This is a genomic window from Bradyrhizobium sp. (assembly GCF_035701725.1).
GTDB lineage: Bacteria > Pseudomonadota > Alphaproteobacteria > Rhizobiales > Xanthobacteraceae > Bradyrhizobium.
Genome location: NZ_DASSRP010000364.1, coordinates 15,266 through 36,115, shown reverse-complemented (window position 1 = coordinate 36,115; position 20,850 = coordinate 15,266). Strand labels below are relative to the sequence as shown.

The window sequence follows — 20,850 nt, the reverse complement described above, 5'->3', positions numbered from 1 at the left end:
TGTGTCAGTGCTTTACCCCACCAAGCTCGTCGCTCAGACTATACGAAGCCATCAGGCTTTCCACCATCGCGGTCGCGCCGTTCCAGTCATAGGTGCGGAAGCTGTGTCCGGCGGTGACGAAACGGGCGCCGGCATAGAACATCTCGTACTGCTGGTGGCGCGAGCCGAATTCGGAACCCACCGCATCCCAGCATGCCTTCAGGAATTTCACCTTGTCCTCAGGCGCGAGGTTTGCCGCGCGCTGCGTGGTATGGATGATCTTGTTGAGCACGGGATCGCCGAAATCCTTGATCGAGGACGGCAGCATGATCATGGCGCCGCCGGAGAGTTCGCGGATCGCGTTGACGAACTGGGGATAGAGGTCCTGCGTCAGGACCTGCGCCGAGTACATCATGTGCTTGTTCGGCACCCAGTACTCGCCGACTTTCGAGCCGCTCGCTTCCATGCCCGACAGCATCGCCTCCACCATGCTCGATTGCGCGGCCATGTAGCCGAGCTTCTCGCTCACGGAAGGAATGTTGGTGGTGCCGATCGCCTCGGTCAGCCGACGGGCAAGGCCCGCAAGGAAACGGATCTTCACCGAGAGGCGGATCTGCGCCTGGTAGTTCTGGTACGAATGGCCCCAGGTCTCATGGAATTGCTGCCGGCACACATCGGTGTCGCGGTAGACGAACAGGCGATCCCACGGCACTTTCACGTCATCGAAATAGACCAGCGCGTCGTTCTCATCGAAGCGCGACGACAACGGATTGTCGAACACCGACACCGCGGAAGCTTCGTAGGACTTGCGCGACAGCACGCGGATGCCCTTGGTGTTCATCGGCAGCGCACAGGAAAAGGCAAGATCCTCCTCGCCCGGCTTCAGCGGCTGCAAATTGGCCACCAGTATCTCGTTCGCCATGATCGAGGAGGTCCCCAGCATCTTGGCGCCGCGAATGGTGATGCCGGTGGAATCCTCGTCGACGATGCGCGCGACAAGGTCCGAGACCTGATCGCCCCAGCTCTTGGCGCGCTCGGCCTGCGGATTGATGATCACGTAAGTGAGGAACAGGTCGCTCTTGGTGGCGTAGTCGACATAGTCTTCCAGCGCCTTGGCGCGCTGCGGCCCGTGCTTGCGGAAGACCTCGATGCCCATGCGCTGGCCGATCAGGGCCGAGGCGACGTGATCGGGCGAGCGGCCCATGAAGCCGTAATGCACGCGTGACCAGGCCTGCAGCGCCTTGCGCCGCGTCACCATCTCGTCATAGCTCTTTGGCATCTGCCATGCGCGGTTGACGCGGCGGTTGGAGCCTTCAGGCATGAAGGTCATCAGTTCGAGATTTTCAGGCCTCGCCTGGTAATCGTACAGCGCCGCCGAGGACGCAATCGCGTTCCGGAACGCCGGATGCGTGGTGACGTCCTCAACCAGCGCGCCGTCGATGTAGACCGTTCGTCCGTCGCGCAAGGAGGCGATGTGCTCCGCACCTGTCTTTGCAACCGTCATGTTCCGCTCCACCTGAGGTTTGTTCTCTGCCGCGCCAGCCGGCGCACCGGCCGTCAGCCCGTCAAGTCAGCCCGTCCTGGCCCTTGATCTCGGATGCGGCGAGGCCGCCGACGCGATGGTTCGGCCGGCCGCGCGTGGCGTACACCGCAATGATCGCGATCTCGTTCGGCTGCGGGGCATCCGGCAGCATCACAGTCATGCCATCGTAATGCGAGCGCACATAGAGCGCATCCTTGTGCGCCAGGGGAATATCGATCGTCGCGCCCGGCGCGGCGCGCTTGGTCATCGAGGAGATCCAGGCCTTTCCGCCGCCGATCGCCTCGCGCATGACATTGCCGAACACGGTGGTGAGCATGGCGTTGCCGTGCTCCTGCCCGCCATTGCTGCCGACCACGGCGGCCTTGCCGTAACTGACTGCCTGATCCGGCGCCAACAGCCGCACAGCAATTGCGCAGATCTCGCGGCCCAGCGCTTCGCTGGCGCGCGTCAGCGGCGAAAGATCCTGCACGAAGCGGCCGGCATAGGGATTGTCGATGATGGCGACCGCGGCGGCCTTGCGCAGCGACGGCACGGTGTCGCGGCCGTCGGCCACGCGCGTCTCGTCCAGGAAGGTCAGCACGCGCTTGATTCTTATAATGTCGATGCCGGTTTCGGCCATCGCTCGCCCTCCCTCGCGCTCAACTATATTCGATAATTACATAACTAACGAAGCTTTTCAAGCTCGCTTTCCGATGCTAGCTTCCCGCAAGTAAGGCCTGAGGGGAAGCTGCTTGGGCGGACCTCTTTGGCGCAGCGTTCGCGTTGAGAAGCGCGACGAACGGGGAGATTTCCGCAAATGACGTCTGGATTGATCAGAGTGCTTTGTGCCGCGGGACTCACGGCGGCACTGTCGGGAGCGATCGCAAGCGGCGGGGCTTACGCCGCCGACAAGGAAATCGTGCTCGGCGCGATCGTGCCCTCGAGCGGCCCCTTTGCCGAATGGGGCCGCACCAATACCGCGACGCTGCAAATGCTGGAGAAGCAGGTCAACGACGCCGGCGGCATCAACGGCGCGAAACTCCGCATCGTGATTCTCGATGACGCGACCAAGCCCGCGCAAGCCACCAACAACCTTCGCAAGCTCGCCGGCGACGATCACGTGCTGGCGGTTGCCGGTCCCCTCACCTCGAGCGCCGCGGAAGTCACCTTCCCGGTCGCCAATGAAATGAAGGTGGTCGCTACCTCGCAGGCTTCGTCAAAGCCCGGCGTCGCCAAGCTCAACCGTCCCTGGGCGTTCCGCAACACCATCGACGAAGGCGTGCTCGGCCGCACCACGGTGCCGTATTACAAGCAGGCTTTCAACATCAAGAACGTCGCGATCATTTTCGACGCCAAGGACGCAACGGCGGCGACCGTCGGCAGCAAGATCATGCCGGTGCTGATGAAGGACAATGGCATCGAGGTACTCAACGCCAACGATCCGCTCTCTTTCAACACCGGCGATCTCGACGTCAGCGCACAGGTGACCAAGATCAAGGCGCTCAATCCTGATGGCGTCGTCGTCAGCGCCGACTACAGCCAGGCGGTCACCGTGCTGCGCGAGATGAAACGGCAGGGCGTGATCAAGCCGGTGGTCGGCGCGACGCAATTGATTTCTTCGGCGATCCTCAAGGCCGCGCCCGAAATCCCGATCGTAGCGCCCGCGACGTTCTATGCTTCCATGCCCGGCGACAAGCCGCAGGCTTTCGTGAAGGAACTGACGCCGATCCTGCGCAAGATTTCCGGCCTGCCGGCCGAGATCGAGCCGTCGATGTACGACGCCAACATCTACGAGATCGGCAGCATCTATATCGAGGCCATCAAGAAGGCCGGCGTCACCGGCAAGCCGGAAGACCTCGAGGCCGACCGCACCAAGATTCGCGACTACATGGCCAAGCTGTCGGGCTTCGCCGGTCTCGGCGGCCCGATCGCGTTCAACGAGGACGGCGACGCGATCAAGGCCTTCTATATCGTCCAGGGTCAGAACGGCGCATGGCAGTCCAAGGTGCGCGGCTGCAGCGCGCCCGACGGCAAGCAGGGGTGCTGAATTCGACAACGTGAGTGAAGCGGCGGTGCAGCCACGCTTGTCATGCCCGGGCTCGTCCCGGGCATCCACGCCTTACCGAGGATCACGGCAACCAAAGACGTGGATGGCCGGGTCAAGCCCGGCCATGACGGAGCGAAATAACTAGAGCCACCCGTGGCCATCACCTTCTAGCTACAACATTCCTCCACAGGGACGCCTAGGTGCTGATCCAGCAATTCGTGAACGGTCTGACGTTAGGGGCGGTCTACACGCTGATCGCGCTGTCCTTCTCGCTGGTGATGGGCATTCTCGGCGTCCTCAACCTCGCGATCGCCGAACTTTTCATGCTCGGCGGTTATTTCGGTTTCGCCGTGGTGATGGCGCAATTGCCGCTTCCGGTGGCGCTTGTCGCAGGCATGATCGGCGCAGCCCTGGTGGCTGCGATCGTCGAGCGCATCGGCTATCAACCGTTTCGCGCCGCGCCCGTCGTGACCCCGATGCTTTCGACGCTCGGCTTCTCCATCATCCTGCAAAACGTCGCAACCAATGTCTGGGGCTCCGATCCGCTGCAACTTTCCGACGAGGTGCTGAGCGGGCGCTTCAACATCGGCCCGGTCAGCGTCAGCGCGATCCAGCTCACGGTGCTCGGCGTCACGGTTGTTCTCGTGGCGCTATTGGCGTTTTTGGTCCAGCGCACATCGATCGGCCGGGCGCTGCGCGCGGTCGCGGAAAACCGCGATGTCGCGCGGCTACTTGGCGTACCCGCCGGTCGCGTTACGCTGATCGCCTTCATGCTGTCGGGTTCGCTCGCCGGGGCAGCCGGGGTTTTGATCGGCGTGCACTATGCGGCGATCACGCCCTACATCGGCGTCGAGATCGGGTTGAAGGCGATCGCGGTGATGGTGATCGGCGGTACCACGCGGATCTGGGGTGCGCTGATCGCCGGCCCCTTGATGGGGGTGGTGGAAGTGATGACGGTTGCTTACGGAGGTTCGCAGATCCGCGACTTCGTCGTCTACGGCTTCATGATCGCGATCCTGCTGCTGCGGCCGCAAGGCCTGCTCGGCGGCGGACGCAGCGATCAGGGCCAAAGGGTCTGACCATGTCGATGTATTATGCGGGACTGCTCTCCGACATCGGCATTCTCCTGTTAGGGGCGCTCAGCGTCTACATCATCCTCGCCACCGGACAGCTCTCGCTCGGCAATGCCGGCTTCATGGGCATCGGCGCCTATCTCACCTCCTGGCTGACGGTCGCCGCCGGGCTGCCGGTTACCGCGGCGCTTGTCATCGCGGCGGTGGTGTCCGGCGCGATCGGCGTCGCCGTGGGCTTTCCGGCGCTGCGCCTCAAGGGCATTTATCTTGCGATGGCAACCCTCGGCTTCGGCGAGATGGTGCGGAGTTTCTTTCTGAATTTTTCTGCGATGGGCGGCCCGGAAGGTTTTCACGGCATGCGCCATGTCTCGACCGGCTATATCTGGACTTGGGCGCTCGTCGTGCTCGCCATCGTCATGCTGATCGAGTCATCGCCGATCTGGCTCGAAATCCGCGCGGTGCGCGACGACGAGACCGCCGCCGGCCTCGTCGGGCTCAACGCCACCGAGATCAAGGTCGGCGCCTTTGGCTGCGGCGCCGCCGTCGCCGCAATCGCCGGCGGACTGTTTGCACATCATCACGTCTATATCGAGCCCGGCAACTTCTCGTTCGAGCGCTCGATCGATTTCGTGCTCGCCGTCATTCTCGGCGGCTCGACGGTGGCGCCGGGCGCGCTGGCCGGCGCGGTCCTGCTCGTCGTGCTGCCCGAATATCTGCGTTTCCTTGCCGACTGGCGCTTTGCCGCCTTTGGCGCGCTGCTGATCGGCATGCTGCTGGTGCGGCGCCAGGGCCTGCTCGACCGCGCACTGTTGCGCTTTGCGCTTCCAAGGCCGCGCCCATGACCTTGATCACGCCGCCTCGCCTGAAACTCGATCGCGTCACCAAGACCTTCGGCGGCGTGCATGCGCTGAGCGATCTTTCGCTGGAGGTCGCGCCCGGCCAGATCGTCGGCGTGATCGGCCCGAATGGCGCCGGCAAGACCACGACCTTCAACGTCATCACCGGAGCCTACCGCGCGACCTCGGGCACCGTGCTACTCGATGGCCATGCCGTCACCCTGGAGCCGTCGCACAAAATCGCGCGCGCCGGGATCATGCGGACCTTCCAGAACATCCGCCTGTTCTCCGACATGACGGTATGGGAGCATCTGCTGGTGGCGCAGCCGCACACCGGCGCTTTCGCGCGACGCCTGCTGCCGATGCGGTTTTCCAACCGCCACGTGATCGAGCGCGCCGAAGAAGTGCTCGAGTTCTTCGGTCTCGGTGAGGTGCGCAACCGCCTGGCGCGCTCACTGCCTTACGGTTTGCAGCGCAAAGTGGAGATGGCGCGCGCGGTCACGGCCCGGCCGAAACTCTTGCTGCTCGACGAACCCGTTGCCGGCATGAACCACGACGAGGCCGAGACCATCCGCACGCTGATGCTGCGGTTGCGCGAGGGGGGCTTGAGCATTCTCTTGATCGAACACGACATGGCATTCGTCATGAACCTTTGCGATCACCTCTACGTGCTCGACTTCGGCGTCTTGATCGCGCAAGGCAAGCCCGACGAAGTCAGGACCAACCCGGCGGTGCTCGACGCTTATCTTGGGCAGGCGGCATGATGTCAGTCGGCACGATGCTCAGCGTTCGCGACCTCATGGTGCGTTACGGGGCGATCCAGGCGGTTCGCGGCATCGACCTCGAGATCGCGCAAGGCGAGATCGTCGCGTTGATTGGCGCCAACGGCGCCGGCAAGACCACCGTTGCCCGCGCCATCGCTGGGCTGCTGCCCTATCGCGGCGAGATTGCGTTCGAAGGTGAGGTGCTGAAGCCGAACAGCGCCGAGCGCAACTTGAGGCGCGGTATCGCACTCGTTCCCGAAGGCCGCGGCATCCTCGGCACCATGACGGTGCAGGACAATCTGCTGATGGGTCTTTATACACGCAGCGACAAGGCGCAGGCGACGAAAGATCTTGCCGCACTGCTGGAGCGCTTTTCGATTCTCGCCGAACGCCGTCACCTGCTTGCGAGCCTGATGAGCGGCGGCGAACAGCAGATGCTGGCGATCGCCCGCGCGCTGCTGTCGAAGCCGAAACTCCTGCTGCTCGACGAGCCCTCGCTCGGGCTCGCGCCGAAAATGACCGATGCGGTGTTCGCGATGATAAGGGACCTGCGGCGCGAGGGGCTGACCGTGCTCTTGGTCGAGCAGAAGGCGCGCCAGACGCTGAAGATCGCCGACCGTGCCTATCTGATGGAGACCGGCCGCGTAATCACGTCGGGCCCGGCGAAGGCATTGATCGACGATCCCGTGGTGTCAGAAACATTCTTGGGCGGCCGCGCCGCCGGCCATGCCGGATAGCGGCTACCGTCACCGCAAAGCTTCGGTTACGGTGAAGATGAGGCGAGTGGAGCGGATTTCATGGCGGGTATTTTCGGCAAGCAAGCCGCGGCTGCGGCCTTATTCGGGTGTTCTTTGATATCGGCCTTCATCATATCGACCTTCGAGGCGCTTGCCGCCGAGCTGAAAGTCATGAGCACGGTGGCGCTGACGCCCGCGCTCGACGAGCTCAAGCTTGGCTTCGAGAGCAACGGCAATCGCCTGACGATCGTGTACAGCACGATCGCGGAATTGAAGAAGCGCATCGACGCCGGCGAAACCGCCGACGTGATCATGCTGTCGCGACCGGTCCTCGACGAACTGGCACGCCAGGGCAAAGTGACCGAGGGCAGCATCGTCAACATCGGCATGTCCTATGTCGCGGTCGGCGTGCGCGCCGGCGCGCCGTTACCCGATATCTCGACCGCGGAAAAGCTGAAGGCGGCATTGCTCGCCACCAGATCGATCTCCTATGCCGACCCGGCCAAGGGCGGCGCCAGCGGCGTCTATATCGCCAAGGTGATCGACCGTCTCGGCATCGCTGAAGAGATGAAGCCGAAGACGACCCTGGTGCCGAACGCGCAAGCCGGCGAGCTCGTCGCGCGCGGCGAGGTCGAAATGGGCGTGGCCCAGGCGTCCGAGATCGCCGCCGTCCCGGGCACGCAAGTCGTGGGTCCGCTCCCTGGCGATCTCAACAGCAGCATCATCTTTGCAATCGGCGCGGGATCGACGAGCCAGAGTCCGTCGGCCGCCAAGGCGCTGATCGAGCTGATGACCAGCCCGGCCGCGTTAGACGTGATGAAGTCAAAGGGCATGGATCCGCCCTAGCATTTTCAAGCGAAGCCTGCCCCTCGGACTTGACGCCTTCGCTCAAGCTTCGGCGCCTCAGTGAGACCACTGACTCGTGAAGGCTTGGCGGAGAGACCCCCGAAGGCGGGGCGCGGCTTAGGCCAGGACAAGGGCAAATAATCGGCCCACCCGAGCGCCGCCCCCGGCTCGAGCCTTTCAGGGTCAAGAAATCTTCGAATTTACTTTCGGGTCATGTTGTTTTCGCGCGAATTCGGGGATAGGCTTTCGAAAAATAAAAAAAATCGCAACCTCTGGGGGAGGAATCAATGCGCTTCGCAGAGCGATCAGCGTCGACTTCGCGCCGTCAGGTCCTCAAGGCAGCGGCTACGGGGGCTTTGGCTTCTATAGTCGGAGTTCAGCGCGGGCAAGCTGCCACCAAGAGCTTGACCCTCATCCACGAGAGCTCCTTCATCAAAACCTTTGACGGCTACTTCCAGAACACGCTGGCCCCGGCTTACCAGAAGCTCACCGGCGTCAAGGTCGACTACGAGTTGGCGAGCGTCGGCAGCATGCAGACCCGTGTTACGACCGTCGCCGAGACCGGGAGCGGCGCGGATCTCACGCTCAATTTCTTCAATTGGCCCTTCCTTTACGACCAGAAGTACCTCGACGTGAGCGACATCGCTGAGGACGTCGGCAAGCAGCAGGGCGGCTGGTACGAGTCGGCCAAGGAGGCGTGCGTCGTCAACGGCAAATGGAAAGCCGTTCCCTTCGGCAATGTCGGGCAGCTCATGAACTGGCGCATCGACTGGTTCAAAGAGGTCGGCTTCGAGAAGTTTCCGGACACCTGGGATGAATTGCTTGAGGCCGGCACGAAGCTCAAAGCCAAGGGGCACCCGTTCGGCTTCGAACTCGGCCACGGCTTCGGCGATAACCACGGCTGGTTGTACCCGTTACTGTGGTCGTTTGGCGGCCATGAGGTCGAGCCGGACGGCAAAACCGTGGTGATCGATTCCGACGAGACCGCCCGCGCCATCGACTTCGCACGCAAGTTCTTCAAGCAGACGATGATCGAGGACGTCCTGGGTTGGACCGACGTCAACAACAACAAAGCCTGGTTCAGCGAGCAGATCTCCTGCACCAACAATGCTGAGAGCATCCTGTGGGTGGCCAAGCGGGATTTCCCCGAGATCGCCAAGGTCACCGGCCAAGCGCAGAACCCGCAGGGCCCGAAGGGGCGCTTCCACACGCTCAACTGCTGGAGCCATTCCATCTTCACGCATACGGCGGATCACGAGGCCGCCAAGGCGTTCCTGCGATGGCTAAGCGAAAAGCCGCAGCTCGAAGGATGGTATGCGTCTGCTGATACCTACTATCAGCCGTTCCTGCACGGATATGACAACGCACCGATGTGGAACGTCGAACCGCGAAATCTGCCGTATCGGGACGCGCTGACCACAGCTCACCTGCCGGGATGGCCGGCTCCCGTCGGCCGCGCGCAGTCGGAGGTGATTGCGAAATACGTCGTCATCGACATGTTTGCCAAGGCCTGCGCAGGGGCGTCGACCAAGGAGGTCATCGCAACCGCCACCGCGCAGCTAAAGCAGATCTACGGCCAAACCTGATGGTGGCAGTCACCACGGAAGCCGGCGACGTCCCCCGGCCTTTCGCCCTCGGACGCGCGATCGGACAATGGCTCGACCGCGAGGCTGTCTTCAGCTGGCTCATGATGGCATTGCCACTGATCTTTCTGTTCGCGCTGGTCGGCTATCCCTTTGTTTATGGCATCTTCCTCAGTCTCGAGAATCGTCCGGTGGCCCAGCCCGGCGTGTTCGTCGGCCTTCGCAACTTCATCGAGGATGCCCGAGATCCTGTGTTCTGGCAGGTGGCTGGCAACACGTTCATCTACACGGCAGTTGCCACGGTGCTGAAGATGGTTGGCGGGCTGGCGCTGGCGCTTGTCCTCAACCAGCACTTCCGGATGAAAAACCTGGTCCGGGCGGCGCTGCTGTTGCCGTTCATCGTGCCGACGGTCCTCAGCACGGTGGCTTGGATGTGGATGCTTGATCCAGCCTTCAGCGTGCTCAATTGGCTGCTGGTGCACACGGGCATCGCCGATCCCGGCCCGTCTTGGCTCGGCAACCCCGTTTTGGCCATGGCCTCGATCATCGTGATCAACGTATGGCGCGGATTGCCGTTCTACGGCATCACGCTTCTGGCGGGACTCCAGACCGTTCCGGTGGAACTCCACGAGGCCGCAGCCATCGACGGCGCCGGGAGCTGGATGCGTTTCTGGTACGTCACGCTGCCGCTGCTCAAACCGGTGATCCTGATTGTGACCGTGTTCTCCGTCATTTTCACGTTCGCGGATTTCCAGCTGGTCTATGTCCTGACGCGCGGGGGGCCGGCAAACGCAACGCATCTGTTTGCAACCTACGCGTTCGACATCGCCATGGGCGGCGGGCAGCTCGGTCGCGGCGCTTCCGTCGCCCTCGCCATGCTGCCGGTGCTGGGGCTGCTGATCATTGCCCTTACGAATTATACCCGAGGACGCGAATGACCGGCGGGCCTCGATGGTGGTTGCGGCCAGTGCAGCTGTGGCTGCCGCTCGGTTTCTTCCTGCTGACCGGGCTTGCACCTTTTTACTGGATGCTGGTCACATCGCTAAAGCCAAATGCTGAACTCTACAACAAGCGCATCATGCCGCTGATCGTCTATCACCCGACGCTCAAGCATTACGTCGATCTCCTGACAGAGACCAGCTTTCTCACCTGGACCTACAACACGATGCTGGTCGCCGTGGCATCGACTGCGATATCGCTGGTGTTGGGAACCATGCTGGCATATCCGCTGGCGCGCATGCGGTTTGCCGGGGCAGGCCTCATCGCCGCGACGATCGCGGCGACTTACCTTGTGCCTCAACCCCTCCTGTTCATCCCCTTGGCCGACATCATCAATGGCCTGGGTCTTTCCAATACCCTCACCGCCCTGATCCTGACCTATCCGACAATGCTGATTCCATTCTGCGCCTGGCTATTGGTCGGCTATTTCAAAACCGTGCCGCCGGAGCTCGAGGAGGCGGCCAGGATCGATGGCGCCAGCCGATTTCAGACGATGGTGCGGATCATTCTGCCCCTCTGCGTTCCCGGGTTCATTTCAGCGGGTATTTTCGCTTTCACTCTGTCGCAAAACGAATTTCTCTATGCATTGATCTTTCTCACCAAGACGGATGTACGCACAGTACCCGTGGGCGCGATAGCCGAGCTTATCCGAGGCGACGTTTTCTATTGGGGCCAGCTCATGGCAGCCGCCTTGCTCGGCTCACTGCCGGTGGCGTTCATTTACTCATTTTTTGTAGAGCACTACGTTGCCGGTTTGACGGCAGGATCGGTGAAGGCATGATCGATGCAGACCCATACGATAGCTCTATCCTGCCAACTGACTGGGATCATGCCCTGTGACAACCAGCCTTCCGATCTCCCACAAGCCAAGTTGACCGGACTCCGGAACGGCCGCGCCACGAGATGCGCGTTTTGCGCGAGGTGACACCGTGACCAAACTGAGTCATCGCCAAAATGAGATTCTTAATATCGCCCGCGCACATGGCCGGGTGATGGTGGAAGATCTCGCCCGGCGTTTTGAAGTCTCGGCACAGACCATCCGCAAGGACCTTAACGATCTGTGCGATGAACGCTCGCTGACGCGGATCCATGGCGGCGCCATCATCGCCTCCGGCGTCGAGAACCTCGCCTACGAAGCGCGCCGTTTCGTCGCCGCCGAAGAGAAGAAGGCGATCGGCGCCGCGGCCGCAAGCCTGATTCCGAACGGCTGTTCGCTGTTCATCAACATCGGCACCACGACGGAAGAGGTGGCGAGCGCGCTTACTTCGCACGAGGATCTACTCGTCATCACCAACAATCTCAACGTCGCGATGCTGCTCTATCGTTATCCGCGTATCGAGGTGATCGTGGCAGGCGGCGCGGTGCGCCGCGCCGACGGTGCGGTGATCGGCTCGACCGCGACCAGCCTGATCGGACAGTTCAAGGTCGACTACGCCATCATCGGCGCCTCCGCCATCGATCAGGACGGCTCCCTTCTCGACTTCGACTACCGCGAGGTGCAGGCGGCGCAGGCCATCATCTCCAATGCCCGCAGCGTGATGCTGGTCGCCGACGCCACCAAATTCCGCCGCACCGCCCCGGTGCGCATCGCCGATATCAAGCAGATCAATACCTTCATCACCGACGTCGCGCTGCCATCGCGCCTTGCGGAGATCTGCCGTACCCACGGCATTCAGGTGATTGAGGCGATGCCGGGATCGCTCCAGGCCGACGAGGTCGATGCCGAGCCTCATCCGTCCGCCGGGTAAGCCGCGGCCAGACTGGGTTCTCGCAAGCGGCGGGAAAAACGACCGACCCGAGTTGCTTTCGGATTTAGTTGTGATTTAATCCAAAACGAAAGTTAAATCGCCAATAAGGCGAATGGCCGGGGAAGCGCCTTGGATCGGATTTTCGACCTCTTGATCATCGGAGGCGGCGTCAACGGCTGCGGCATCGCGCGCGACGCTGTCGGACGGGGCAATTCTGTTTTTCTATGTGAAATGAATGACTTGGCGAGCGGGACGTCGTCCTGGTCGACCAAGCTCGTGCACGGCGGGCTGCGCTATCTCGAATATTACGAGTTTCGTTTGGTGCGCGAGGCGCTGATCGAGCGGGAAATCCTGTGGGGCATCGCCCCCCACATCATCCGCCCCCTTCGTTTCGTTCTGCCCCACCACGATGGGCTGCGCCCGGCCTGGCTGCTCCGGCTCGGCCTGTTTCTTTATGACCACATCGGCGGACGGCACCGGCTGCCCCCGACCCGCTCGGTCGATCTGGCCCGCGACGCCGTCGGAAAGCCGCTAGTGCCGAACCGCTATCATAAAGGCTTCGAATATTCCGATTGCTTCGTCGACGATGCGCGTCTCGTCGTGCTCACCGCGCGTGATGCCGCCAATCGTGGCGCCGAAATCCACACCCGCACCCGCGCGACCCAGATCCGGCAAGCCGACGGCATCTGGGAAGTCACGCTGGAGAGCACCTTGAGCGGCGAACGCTCGACGGTTCGCGCGCGCGTCCTCGTCAATGCCGGCGGCCCGTGGGTCGAGCAGGTGCTGGCGGCGGGATCGGGCGTCAATGCGCGCGCCAAGGTGCGCCTCGTGCAGGGCTCGCACATCGTGGTGCGCAAGCTCTACGATCATGACCGCGCCTACATGTTCCAGAACAGCGACGGCCGCATCGTCTTCGTCATTCCCTATCAGGACGATTTCACGCTGATCGGCACCACCGATCAGGATTATCACGGCGATCCGGCGCTGGTGAAAGCGACGGCGTCAGAGATCGAATATCTCTGCGCCTCGGTCAGCGAATATCTGGCAAATCCGGTGAAACCCGCCGACGTGGTGTGGACCTATTCCGGCGTTCGCCCGCTCTACGATGACGGCGCCAGTGAAGCTAAGGCCGCGACGCGCGAATATGTGTTCGAGCTCGATGTGCCCGGCGGCGCGCCGCTGCTCTCGATCTATGGCGGCAAGATCACGACGCATCGAAGGTTGGCGGAAGAAGCGCTGGAGAAGCTTGGCCCCTACCTGAAGGGCACCAAAGCGCAGGAAGGCTGGACCGGCCAGGCGCCGTTGCCCGGCGGCGACCTCGACGTGTCGGCGATGCCGGCGCTGACGGCCGAACTGATGCGCGACTATCCGTTCCTCGAATCTGCCCATGCCAATCGCCTCGCCCATAGCTATGGCACGCGCGCGGTGCGGATATTGGGCATGGCGAAGTCGATGGACGATCTCGGCGAGAGCTTCGGCGCCGGCTTGACCGAGGCCGAGGTCAGGTACTTGATTTCGGAGGAATGGGCCTGCACCACGGACGACGTCATATGGCGGCGATCCAAGCTTGGCTTGCGCCTGACGCGGCAGGAGATCGCGCGCCTTGACAGCTGGATGTCCGCCCAACTCGCCGCGCCGAGAAGCCGACTTGCCGAGACGGGAGGACGCGCATGAGCGTTGAACTCGTCAACGTCTCGCGTCTGGTCGACGGTGTTGCGACCATTCGCGACGTCAACCTCAAGCTCGAGCGCGGCACGCTGAGCGTTTTGCTGGGACCGACCCTGTCGGGCAAGACCTCAATCATGCGCCTGCTCGCCGGCCTCGACAAACCTTCGTCAGGCCGCGTGCTGGTCGACGGCAAGGACGTCACCGGCGCGGACGTCAGACGACGCTCCGTCGCCATGGTCTATCAACAGTTCATCAATTATCCCTCGCTGAGCGTCTTTGAGAACATCGCCTCGCCCTTGCGCGTGCAGGGCAAGCCGCGCGCCGAGATCGACAGCCGCGTGCGCCAAGCCGCAAAACTGCTCAAGCTCGAGCCGTATCTGGATCGCACGCCGCTGCAGCTCTCCGGTGGCCAGCAACAACGCACTGCCATCGCCCGCGCGCTGGTCAAAGGCGCCGACCTCGTGCTGCTGGACGAGCCGCTCGCCAATCTTGATTACAAGCTGCGCGAGGAACTGCGCACGGAATTGCCGCGCATTTTCGAGGCGTCCGGCGCGATCTTCGTCTATGCCACCACCGAGCCCTCGGAAGCCCTGCTGCTCGGCGGCCGCACCGTGTGCATGTGGGAGGGTGAGGTCTTGCAGGCTGGCGAGACACCGACCGTCTATCGCCGTCCCGACACCTTGCGCGTGGCGCAGGTGTTCTCCGATCCGCCGCTCAATGTGGTCGGCATCGAGAAGAAGAACGGCTCTGTGCAATATGCCGGCGGCATCGCGGCGCCTGCGGCCGGACTTTACGCCGGCCTCGCTGATGGCGCCTACCGCGTCGGCTTCCGCGCCCATCAGCTCGAGATCGCGAACGGCGTCGCGGGACGCCATGCCTTTCATGCCACCGTGACGGTAACCGAAATCACCGGCTCGGAAAGCTTCGTGCATCTGGCGCGCGACGCGTCCAACTGGGTCGCGGTGCTGCCGGGCGTGCACGAATATGAGCCCGGCGACGTGCTCGATGCTGTGCTCGACCCGGACAATGTATTCGTTTTCGATGCGAGCGGCCGCCTGGTCGCTTCGCCTTCAACCAGCAACAGATGAGGAACATGCATGGCGCGCATTGACCTCGTCGACCTCGCCCATTCCTACGGCGGCAACGATGCGCCGGCGGAATCCTTTGCGTTGAAACCGGTGACCATGACCTGGCGCCGCGGCGGCGCCTATGCGTTGCTTGGCCCTTCGGGCTGCGGCAAGACCACGCTGCTCAACCTGATCTCCGGCATCGTCACGCCGTCGCGGGGCCAGATCCTGTTCGATGGCGTCGATGTCACCAAGCAATCCACCCAGAGGCGGAACATCGCGCAGGTTTTCCAGTTTCCGGTGATCTACGACACCATGACGGTCGGGCAGAACCTCGCCTTTCCCCTGAAGAACCGCGGCATGGCGAAACGCGAGATCGAGGCGCGCGTTGCCGAGATTGCCGCCCTGCTCGATCTGACGCCGTATCTCTTTCGCAAAGCCCAGCGCCTCACCGCCGACGCCAAGCAGAAAATCTCGCTCGGACGCGGCCTGGTGCGTTCGGACGTTGCCGCCGTGCTGTTCGACGAGCCGCTGACCGTGATCGATCCGGAGTTGAAATGGCAGTTGCGCTCGAAACTGCGAGCGCTGCACCGCGAGCTCGACGTGACGATGATTTACGTCACGCACGACCAGACCGAGGCGCTGACCTTTGCCGACACCGTCGTCGTCATGCATGACGGCCGCGTGGTGCAAAGCGGCACGCCCGCCGAACTGTTCGACCGCCCGGCGCATACCTTCGTCGGCTATTTCATTGGCTCGCCCGGCATGAACATCGTGCCCGCCGAAGTCAGGGGACGAGAGGCGCGCGTTAGCGGCCATACCATTGCGCTGAACCGCAGCTACGACCGCCTGCCTGCGGCTGCAAAAATCGAAGTCGGCGTGCGGCCGGAGTTCGTCCAGATCGCGCCTCCGGCGCCGGGGCTGCTGGGCGCCAATATCGAGCGCATCGACGATCTCGGCCGCGTTCGCTTCGCCCATGTGCGGGTCGGCGACACCAGGTTCTCGGCAAAGGTGCCGGCGGGTTTTTCGGTGCCGGGCAAGGAAGCCGCCCTCGTGTTCGATCCGTCTCGCGTGCATGTCTACGCCGACAGTCTGCTGGTCGAGGGCACCGCCTGATGGACAAGACCGTCAACCAGAAAGCGTGGCTTTTGGTGCTGCCGGTGTTCCTGGTGGTCGCCTTCTCCGCGATCCTGCCGCTGATGACGGTCGTGAACTATTCGATGCAGGACACCTTCGGCAACAACCAGTTTTTCTGGAACGGCGTCGGCTGGTTCAAGGAGCTGCTCGATCCCACGAGCGACCTCGGCTCACGCTTTTTTGCCTCGCTCTGGCGCAATCTGTTCTTCTCGGCGGTGATTCTCGCCATTGAAGTGCCGCTCGGCATCGTCGTCGCGCTGTCGATGCCGCGGCAGGGCTGGAGCGTCGCGGCCTGCCTCGTCATCATGGCGCTGCCGCTGTTGATCCCCTGGAACGTGGTCGGCACGATCTGGCAGATCTTCGGTCGTCCGGATATCGGCCTGCTCGGCTATGTGCTGAACCACATCGGCATCGACTACAACTACGTTTCCAACGAGTTCGACGCCTGGGCCACCGTCATCGTCATGGACGTCTGGCATTGGACTAGCCTGGTGGCGCTGTTGTGCTATGCCGGGTTGAAGTCGATCCCCGACGCCTATTATCAGGCCGCCCAGATCGACGGCGCCTCGCGCTGGGCGGTGTTCACCGCCATCCAGCTGCCGAAGATGAAACGCGTGCTCTTGATCGCGGTGCTGCTGCGATTCATGGACTCCTTCATGATCTACACCGAACCGTTCGTCGTCACCGGCGGCGGACCGGGCAACTCGACCACCTTCATCTCGATCGAACTGGTCAAGATCGCGCTCGGGCAGTTCGACCTCGGCAAGGCGGCTGCGCTCTCGCTGGTCTACAACCTCATCATCATCATCGTGTGCTGGGTGTTCTACACCGTGATGACCAATGCCGGCGTCGAACGCCGCAGCGAGAAAGGAGCCGCGTGATGCATTCGATCCCCGGCCGCCGCCTGATCCTGTCGCTGTTTCTGGTGTTTCTGCTGCTGCCGATCTACTGGCTGGTCAACATGAGCCTGAAAACCAATGTCGAGATCGTCTCGACCATGAACCTGTGGCCGCGCCAGCCGACGCTTGCCAACTACATCCGCATCTTCACCGACGAGAGCTGGTATTCCGGCTACATCAACTCGCTGAAATACGTCGTCATCAACACCGTGATCTCGATCGCGGTCGCGCTGCCCGCGGCCTACGCGTTCTCGCGTTATCGTTTCCTCGGCGACAAGCACCTGTTCTTCTGGCTGCTGTCGAACCGTATGGCGCCGGCCGCGGTCTACGCGCTGCCGTTCTTCAATCTCTATTCGGCGATCGGCCTGTTCGATACGCCCTGGGCGGTCGCGCTGGCCCATTGCATTTTCAACGTGCCGCTCGCGGTCTGGATCCTCGAAGGCTTCGTCTCCGGTGTGCCGCGCGAGATCGACGAGACCGCGTTCCTCGACGGCTATTCGTTCCCGCGCTTCTTCGTCAAGATCCTGATGCCGCTGATCGCGAGCGGCATCGGTGTCGCCGCCTTCTTCTGCTTCATGTTCTCATGGGTCGAACTCTTGCTGGCACGCACGCTGACCTCCGTCGACGCCAAGCCGATCTCGGCAGTGATGACCCGGACCGTCTCCGCCGCTGGCATGGACTGGGGGCTGCTGGCGGCTGCGGGCGTCTTGACCATCATTCCCGGCGCGCTCGTGATCTGGTTTGTCCGCAACTATATCGCGCGCGGCTTTGCGCTCGGCAGGGTTTAGGAGCAAGTCGATGGAAAGCCTCGCATGGATGGCCTGGACAGTGCCGACCGCGATCTTTTTCGCGCTGCTCGCGGCAACGCTTTGCGTGATGACCTGGCTTGCGATCGCCTACCCCGAGGCCGAGCGCGTCGGAGCCTTGCGCATTCCGACCACGCGCGGCGACCGCCTGTTCATCTCGCTGGTCATGGCCGCGGTCATCCACCTGTTGTGGATCGGCTTTGTCGGCACCGACACGGTGGCGACGCTGCCGGTCGGAGAAGGAATCGAATTGTCGAGCCTCTGGCTCGCCACCGTAATTTCGCTTGTTTCGGCGGTCGCGATCTTTCGCACCGTCTGACGCAAACGAAAACGAGCAGATCCGGGATCAACCTGGACCTGAACTATTTGTCAGTCGCTGCAACGGAGGAAGCACCATGCGACATCTGAAGATGAGGAATGGCCCGACGCGAACGCGCGTCCTGATGATGACATCAGCGGTGGCGCTGATGTCATCGGCGCTCACTTCGCCCGCTTTGGCGGACGAAGCCGCCGCGAAAAAGTGGATCGACAGCGAATTTCAGCCGTCGACGCTGTCAAAAGAAGACCAGATGAAGGAGATGCAGTGGTTCATCAAGGCCGCTGAGCCCTTCAAGGGCATGGAAATCAACGCGGTCTCGGAAACGCTGACCGTGCATGAATATGAATCGAAGACGCTTGCGAAGGCCTTCGAGGAAATCACCGGCATCAAGGTCAAGCACGACATCATCCAGGAAGGCGACGTCGTCGAGAAGATCCAGACCCAGATGCAATCCGGCAAGAACGTCTACGACGCCTGGATCAACGACTCCGACTTCATCGGCACGCATTTCCGTTACGGCCAGGCGGTCGACTTGACGGATTGGATGGCGGGCGAAGGCAAGGATGTCACCAATCCCAATCTCGACATCAAGGACTTCATCGGCATTTCGTTTACGACAGCGCCGAACGGCCATATCTACCAGTTGCCTGACCAGCAGTTCGCGAACCTCTATTGGTTCCGCTACGACTGGTTCTCCAATCCGGAGTACAAGGCCAAGTTCAAGGCCAAATACGGCTACGACCTCGGCGTTCCCGTGAACTGGTCGGCCTACGAGGACATCGCCGAGTTCTTCACCAACGACATCAAGGAAATCAACGGCGTCCGCGTCTATGGCCACATGGACTACGGCAAGAAGGATCCTTCGCTCGGATGGCGCTTCACCGACGCCTGGCTTTCGATGGCCGGCAACGGCGACAAGGGCATTCCGAACGGGTTGCCGGTCGACGAATGGGGTATCCGCATGGAAGGCTGCCGCCCCGTGGGCTCCTCGGTCGAGCGCGGCGGCGACGTCAACGGTCCGGCGGCGGTCTATTCGATCGTCAAATATCTCGACTGGATGAAGAAGTATGCTCCGCCGCAGGCGCAAGGCATGACCTTCTCCGAAGAGGGACCGGTGCCGGCGCAGGGCAATATCGCCCAGCAGATCTTCTGGTACACGGCCTTCACCGCCGACATGGTGAAGCCGGGTCTGCCGGTCGTGAACGCCGACGGTACGCCGAAGTGGCGCATGGCCCCCTCGCCGCACGGCGCCTACTGGAAGGAAGGCATGAAGCTCGGCTATCAGGACGTCGGCTCGCTGACGCTTCTGAAGTCGACGCCGGTCGACCGCCGCAAGGCGGCGTGGCTCTATCAGCAGTTCATCGTCTCCAAGACGGTGTCCTTGAAGAAGAGCCATGTCGGTCTCACCTTCATCCGCGAGTCCGATATCTGGGACAAATCGTTCACTGAGCGTGCGCCGAAACTCGGCGGCCTGATCGAGTTCTACCGCTCGCCGGCGCGCGTGCAGTGGACCCCGACCGGCAACAACGTGCCGGATTATCCAAAACTGGCACAGCTGTGGTGGCAGAACATCGGCGATGCCTCGTCCGGTGCCAAGACGCCGCAGCAAGCCATGGATTCGCTTGCGGCCGCGCAGGACTCGGTGATGGAACGTCTCGAGAAATCGGGTGTACAGGGCGCCTGCGGTCCGAAGCTGAACAAGAAGGAAACCGCCGAATACTGGTTCGCGAAGTCCGAGAAGGACGGCAACATCGCGCCCCAGCGCAAGCTCGCGAACGAGAAGCCGAAGGGCGAGACCGTCGACTACGACACGCTGATCAAGTCGTGGCCGGCCTCCCCGCCGAAGCGCGCATCGTTGCAGTGAGGCGGTCATAACGACGCGAGGGCCGGGAGCGATTCCGGCCCTTTTTCTTTTTGGAATTGACTTTGCCCTCCGCTGCGGGTTCGCATCCATCCCTCGAGACGGCGCGTAGCCTGTCATCGGGCGCGCGCATTCGCGCGACCCGGTGGCGCCTCCTCGGGATGAGGTCGTTCTTTGTGGCTAGACCCTCATGGTGAGGAGCCGCTACGCGGCGTCTCGAACCGTGAGGCCACTTTTCTCGGGAGACGCCCATGCGTATGATCTTTCGCTGCGATCCGGCGCTCGCCGATCACCTGCCGCGCCCCTCGCTCGCGCGCGGCGGACTGCCGGACTGGTTGCGGCAGATGCCGGCGAAAGCGCATTCGGAAATCCACGGCCGCGAGATCCGCACCGTCAAGCAATGTCCGCCCTTTGTCGATGCGATGGCGTATGGCGTGCTGATCCCGCTGCCCTGCGACGTGACAGTCGATCGCGGTTCGTTTTCCTGGAACTGGGATATTCCCGAGCCCGCGACCGCGGGCCATCCGCGCGCGCCCTTGAGTTTTCACCCGCCAGCGCAATTCGACGGCGCCCCGTTTGCGCGCGGAGATCAGGCCGCGATCAAGTTCAACAGCTTCTGGACCATCGAAGTCGATCAGGGATGGTCGCTGTTCGCAACGCACCCCATCAATCGGGACGATCTTCCGTTTCGCCTGATCACGGGGCTTGTGGATGCCGATCTCTTTCACGACGGCGGTATCAATTTTCCGGCCGCGTGGACGCGGGACGATTTCTCGGGCGTATTGCCCAAGGGCACGCCGGTGGCGCAGGTGTTCGCGGTGCCCCGCGCGGCCATAGAGCTGCAGTTCGAAGCCTTCGACGATGCGCACCAGCGCGCCTACGAGAAGACGGTCACTGAGGTTCTGGAAAGACCCAACGTTTATCGCAAGCATTTTCGCGCGCGGCGCGGACGGGCGTAG

20 protein-coding genes are annotated in these 20,850 nt (G+C 62.5%); 18 read left to right on the top strand and 2 right to left on the bottom strand.

All coding sequences use genetic code 11. The features are described from left to right. Positions 1 to 4: 4 nt before the first annotated feature. Entirely contained in the window at positions 5 to 1,483 is a 1,479-nt protein-coding gene (locus VFL62_RS21945) for a 4-hydroxyphenylacetate 3-hydroxylase family protein (protein WP_325174486.1), read from the bottom strand. A gap of 61 nt (positions 1,484 to 1,544) precedes the next feature. Beyond that, a complete protein-coding gene (locus VFL62_RS21940) occupies positions 1,545 to 2,141 on the bottom strand; it encodes an amino acid synthesis family protein (RefSeq protein WP_325174485.1) in 597 nt (198 codons plus the stop codon). Between the two features lie 177 nt (positions 2,142 to 2,318). Here VFL62_RS21940 and VFL62_RS21935 point away from each other — a divergent pair, with 177 nt between their 5' ends. The 18 genes from VFL62_RS21935 (at position 2,319) to VFL62_RS21850 (ending at position 20,850) form a co-directional block, all read left to right on the top strand. Continuing rightward, on the top strand, positions 2,319 to 3,548 hold the full coding sequence (locus VFL62_RS21935) for an ABC transporter substrate-binding protein (protein WP_325174484.1): 1,230 nt from the start codon (positions 2,319 to 2,321) through the stop codon (positions 3,546 to 3,548). A 200-nt stretch (positions 3,549 to 3,748) separates the two neighbouring features. Continuing rightward, entirely contained in the window at positions 3,749 to 4,627 is an 879-nt protein-coding gene (locus tag VFL62_RS21930; RefSeq protein ID WP_325174483.1) for a branched-chain amino acid ABC transporter permease, read from the top strand. A gap of 2 nt (positions 4,628 to 4,629) precedes the next feature. After that, on the top strand, positions 4,630 to 5,463 hold the full coding sequence (locus VFL62_RS21925) for a branched-chain amino acid ABC transporter permease (protein WP_325174482.1): 834 nt from the start codon (positions 4,630 to 4,632) through the stop codon (positions 5,461 to 5,463). Then, a complete protein-coding gene (locus VFL62_RS21920) occupies positions 5,460 to 6,221 on the top strand; it encodes an ABC transporter ATP-binding protein (protein ID WP_325174481.1) in 762 nt (253 codons plus the stop codon). Before VFL62_RS21925 ends, VFL62_RS21920 begins: the two co-directional genes overlap by 4 nt. Further along, positions 6,218 to 6,958, top strand: coding sequence for an ABC transporter ATP-binding protein (locus VFL62_RS21915; RefSeq protein ID WP_414644809.1), 741 nt, complete (start codon positions 6,218 to 6,220; stop codon positions 6,956 to 6,958). Before VFL62_RS21920 ends, VFL62_RS21915 begins: the two co-directional genes overlap by 4 nt. A gap of 60 nt (positions 6,959 to 7,018) precedes the next feature. Further along, complete coding sequence (locus tag VFL62_RS21910) at positions 7,019 to 7,804, top strand: substrate-binding domain-containing protein (RefSeq protein ID WP_325174480.1); 786 nt, start codon at positions 7,019 to 7,021, stop codon at positions 7,802 to 7,804. Positions 7,805 to 8,208: 404 nt separating this feature from the next. Further along, positions 8,209 to 9,390, top strand: a complete 1,182-nt coding sequence (locus VFL62_RS21905) for an ABC transporter substrate-binding protein (protein ID WP_325174479.1) — start codon at positions 8,209 to 8,211, stop codon at positions 9,388 to 9,390. Beyond that, entirely contained in the window at positions 9,390 to 10,325 is a 936-nt protein-coding gene (locus VFL62_RS21900) for a sugar ABC transporter permease (RefSeq protein ID WP_325174478.1), read from the top strand. Before VFL62_RS21905 ends, VFL62_RS21900 begins: the two co-directional genes overlap by 1 nt. Beyond that, positions 10,322 to 11,167, top strand: coding sequence for a carbohydrate ABC transporter permease (locus VFL62_RS21895; protein ID WP_325174477.1), 846 nt, complete (start codon positions 10,322 to 10,324; stop codon positions 11,165 to 11,167). Before VFL62_RS21900 ends, VFL62_RS21895 begins: the two co-directional genes overlap by 4 nt. Positions 11,168 to 11,315: 148 nt before the next feature. Further along, positions 11,316 to 12,134, top strand: coding sequence for a DeoR/GlpR family DNA-binding transcription regulator (locus VFL62_RS21890; RefSeq protein ID WP_325174476.1), 819 nt, complete (start codon positions 11,316 to 11,318; stop codon positions 12,132 to 12,134). A 129-nt stretch (positions 12,135 to 12,263) separates the two neighbouring features. Next, positions 12,264 to 13,808, top strand: a complete 1,545-nt coding sequence (glpD, locus tag VFL62_RS21885; protein WP_325174475.1) for a glycerol-3-phosphate dehydrogenase — start codon at positions 12,264 to 12,266, stop codon at positions 13,806 to 13,808. Beyond that, the gene (locus tag VFL62_RS21880) at positions 13,805 to 14,890 is read left to right on the top strand and encodes an ABC transporter ATP-binding protein (protein WP_325174474.1); all 1,086 of its coding nucleotides are present in this window, start codon (positions 13,805 to 13,807) and stop codon (positions 14,888 to 14,890) included. Before glpD ends, VFL62_RS21880 begins: the two co-directional genes overlap by 4 nt. A 9-nt stretch (positions 14,891 to 14,899) precedes the next feature. Beyond that, positions 14,900 to 15,985 carry an ABC transporter ATP-binding protein gene (locus tag VFL62_RS21875; RefSeq protein WP_325174473.1) on the top strand — a complete coding sequence of 362 codons (1,086 nt, stop codon included), beginning with the start codon at positions 14,900 to 14,902 and terminating at the stop codon, positions 15,983 to 15,985. Continuing rightward, on the top strand, positions 15,985 to 16,887 hold the full coding sequence (locus VFL62_RS21870; protein ID WP_325174472.1) for a sugar ABC transporter permease: 903 nt from the start codon (positions 15,985 to 15,987) through the stop codon (positions 16,885 to 16,887). The genes VFL62_RS21875 and VFL62_RS21870 overlap by 1 nt, the downstream gene beginning before the upstream one ends. After that, a complete protein-coding gene (locus tag VFL62_RS21865; RefSeq protein ID WP_325174471.1) occupies positions 16,887 to 17,693 on the top strand; it encodes a carbohydrate ABC transporter permease in 807 nt (268 codons plus the stop codon). Before VFL62_RS21870 ends, VFL62_RS21865 begins: the two co-directional genes overlap by 1 nt. 10 nt (positions 17,694 to 17,703) lie before the next feature. Continuing rightward, complete coding sequence (locus VFL62_RS21860) at positions 17,704 to 18,030, top strand: DUF2160 domain-containing protein (protein ID WP_325174470.1); 327 nt, start codon at positions 17,704 to 17,706, stop codon at positions 18,028 to 18,030. A 76-nt stretch (positions 18,031 to 18,106) separates the two neighbouring features. Continuing rightward, complete coding sequence (locus VFL62_RS21855; RefSeq protein ID WP_414644808.1) at positions 18,107 to 19,894, top strand: ABC transporter substrate-binding protein; 1,788 nt, start codon at positions 18,107 to 18,109, stop codon at positions 19,892 to 19,894. Positions 19,895 to 20,142: 248 nt separating this feature from the next. Then, positions 20,143 to 20,850, top strand: a complete 708-nt coding sequence (locus tag VFL62_RS21850) for a hypothetical protein (RefSeq protein ID WP_325174469.1) — start codon at positions 20,143 to 20,145, stop codon at positions 20,848 to 20,850.

Bases quoted from the DNA above. Each gene is read 5' to 3' on its own strand.
- VFL62_RS21945 (WP_325174486.1), bottom strand. From the start codon at position 1,483: ATGACGGTTGCAAAGACAGGTGCGGAGCACATCGCCTCCTTGCGCGAC.
- VFL62_RS21940 (WP_325174485.1), bottom strand. From the start codon at position 2,141: ATGGCCGAAACCGGCATCGACATTATAAGAATCAAGCGCGTGCTGACC.
- VFL62_RS21935 (WP_325174484.1), top strand. From the start codon at position 2,319: ATGACGTCTGGATTGATCAGAGTGCTTTGTGCCGCGGGACTCACGGCG.
- VFL62_RS21925 (WP_325174482.1), top strand. From the start codon at position 4,630: ATGTCGATGTATTATGCGGGACTGCTCTCCGACATCGGCATTCTCCTG.
- VFL62_RS21920 (WP_325174481.1), top strand. From the start codon at position 5,460: ATGACCTTGATCACGCCGCCTCGCCTGAAACTCGATCGCGTCACCAAG.
- VFL62_RS21915 (WP_414644809.1), top strand. From the start codon at position 6,218: ATGATGTCAGTCGGCACGATGCTCAGCGTTCGCGACCTCATGGTGCGT.
- VFL62_RS21910 (WP_325174480.1), top strand. From the start codon at position 7,019: ATGGCGGGTATTTTCGGCAAGCAAGCCGCGGCTGCGGCCTTATTCGGG.
- VFL62_RS21900 (WP_325174478.1), top strand. From the start codon at position 9,390: ATGGTGGCAGTCACCACGGAAGCCGGCGACGTCCCCCGGCCTTTCGCC.
- VFL62_RS21895 (WP_325174477.1), top strand. From the start codon at position 10,322: ATGACCGGCGGGCCTCGATGGTGGTTGCGGCCAGTGCAGCTGTGGCTG.
- VFL62_RS21880 (WP_325174474.1), top strand. From the start codon at position 13,805: ATGAGCGTTGAACTCGTCAACGTCTCGCGTCTGGTCGACGGTGTTGCG.
- VFL62_RS21875 (WP_325174473.1), top strand. From the start codon at position 14,900: ATGGCGCGCATTGACCTCGTCGACCTCGCCCATTCCTACGGCGGCAAC.
- VFL62_RS21870 (WP_325174472.1), top strand. From the start codon at position 15,985: ATGGACAAGACCGTCAACCAGAAAGCGTGGCTTTTGGTGCTGCCGGTG.
- VFL62_RS21865 (WP_325174471.1), top strand. From the start codon at position 16,887: ATGCATTCGATCCCCGGCCGCCGCCTGATCCTGTCGCTGTTTCTGGTG.
- VFL62_RS21860 (WP_325174470.1), top strand. From the start codon at position 17,704: ATGGAAAGCCTCGCATGGATGGCCTGGACAGTGCCGACCGCGATCTTT.
- VFL62_RS21855 (WP_414644808.1), top strand. From the start codon at position 18,107: ATGCGACATCTGAAGATGAGGAATGGCCCGACGCGAACGCGCGTCCTG.
- VFL62_RS21850 (WP_325174469.1), top strand. From the start codon at position 20,143: ATGCGTATGATCTTTCGCTGCGATCCGGCGCTCGCCGATCACCTGCCG.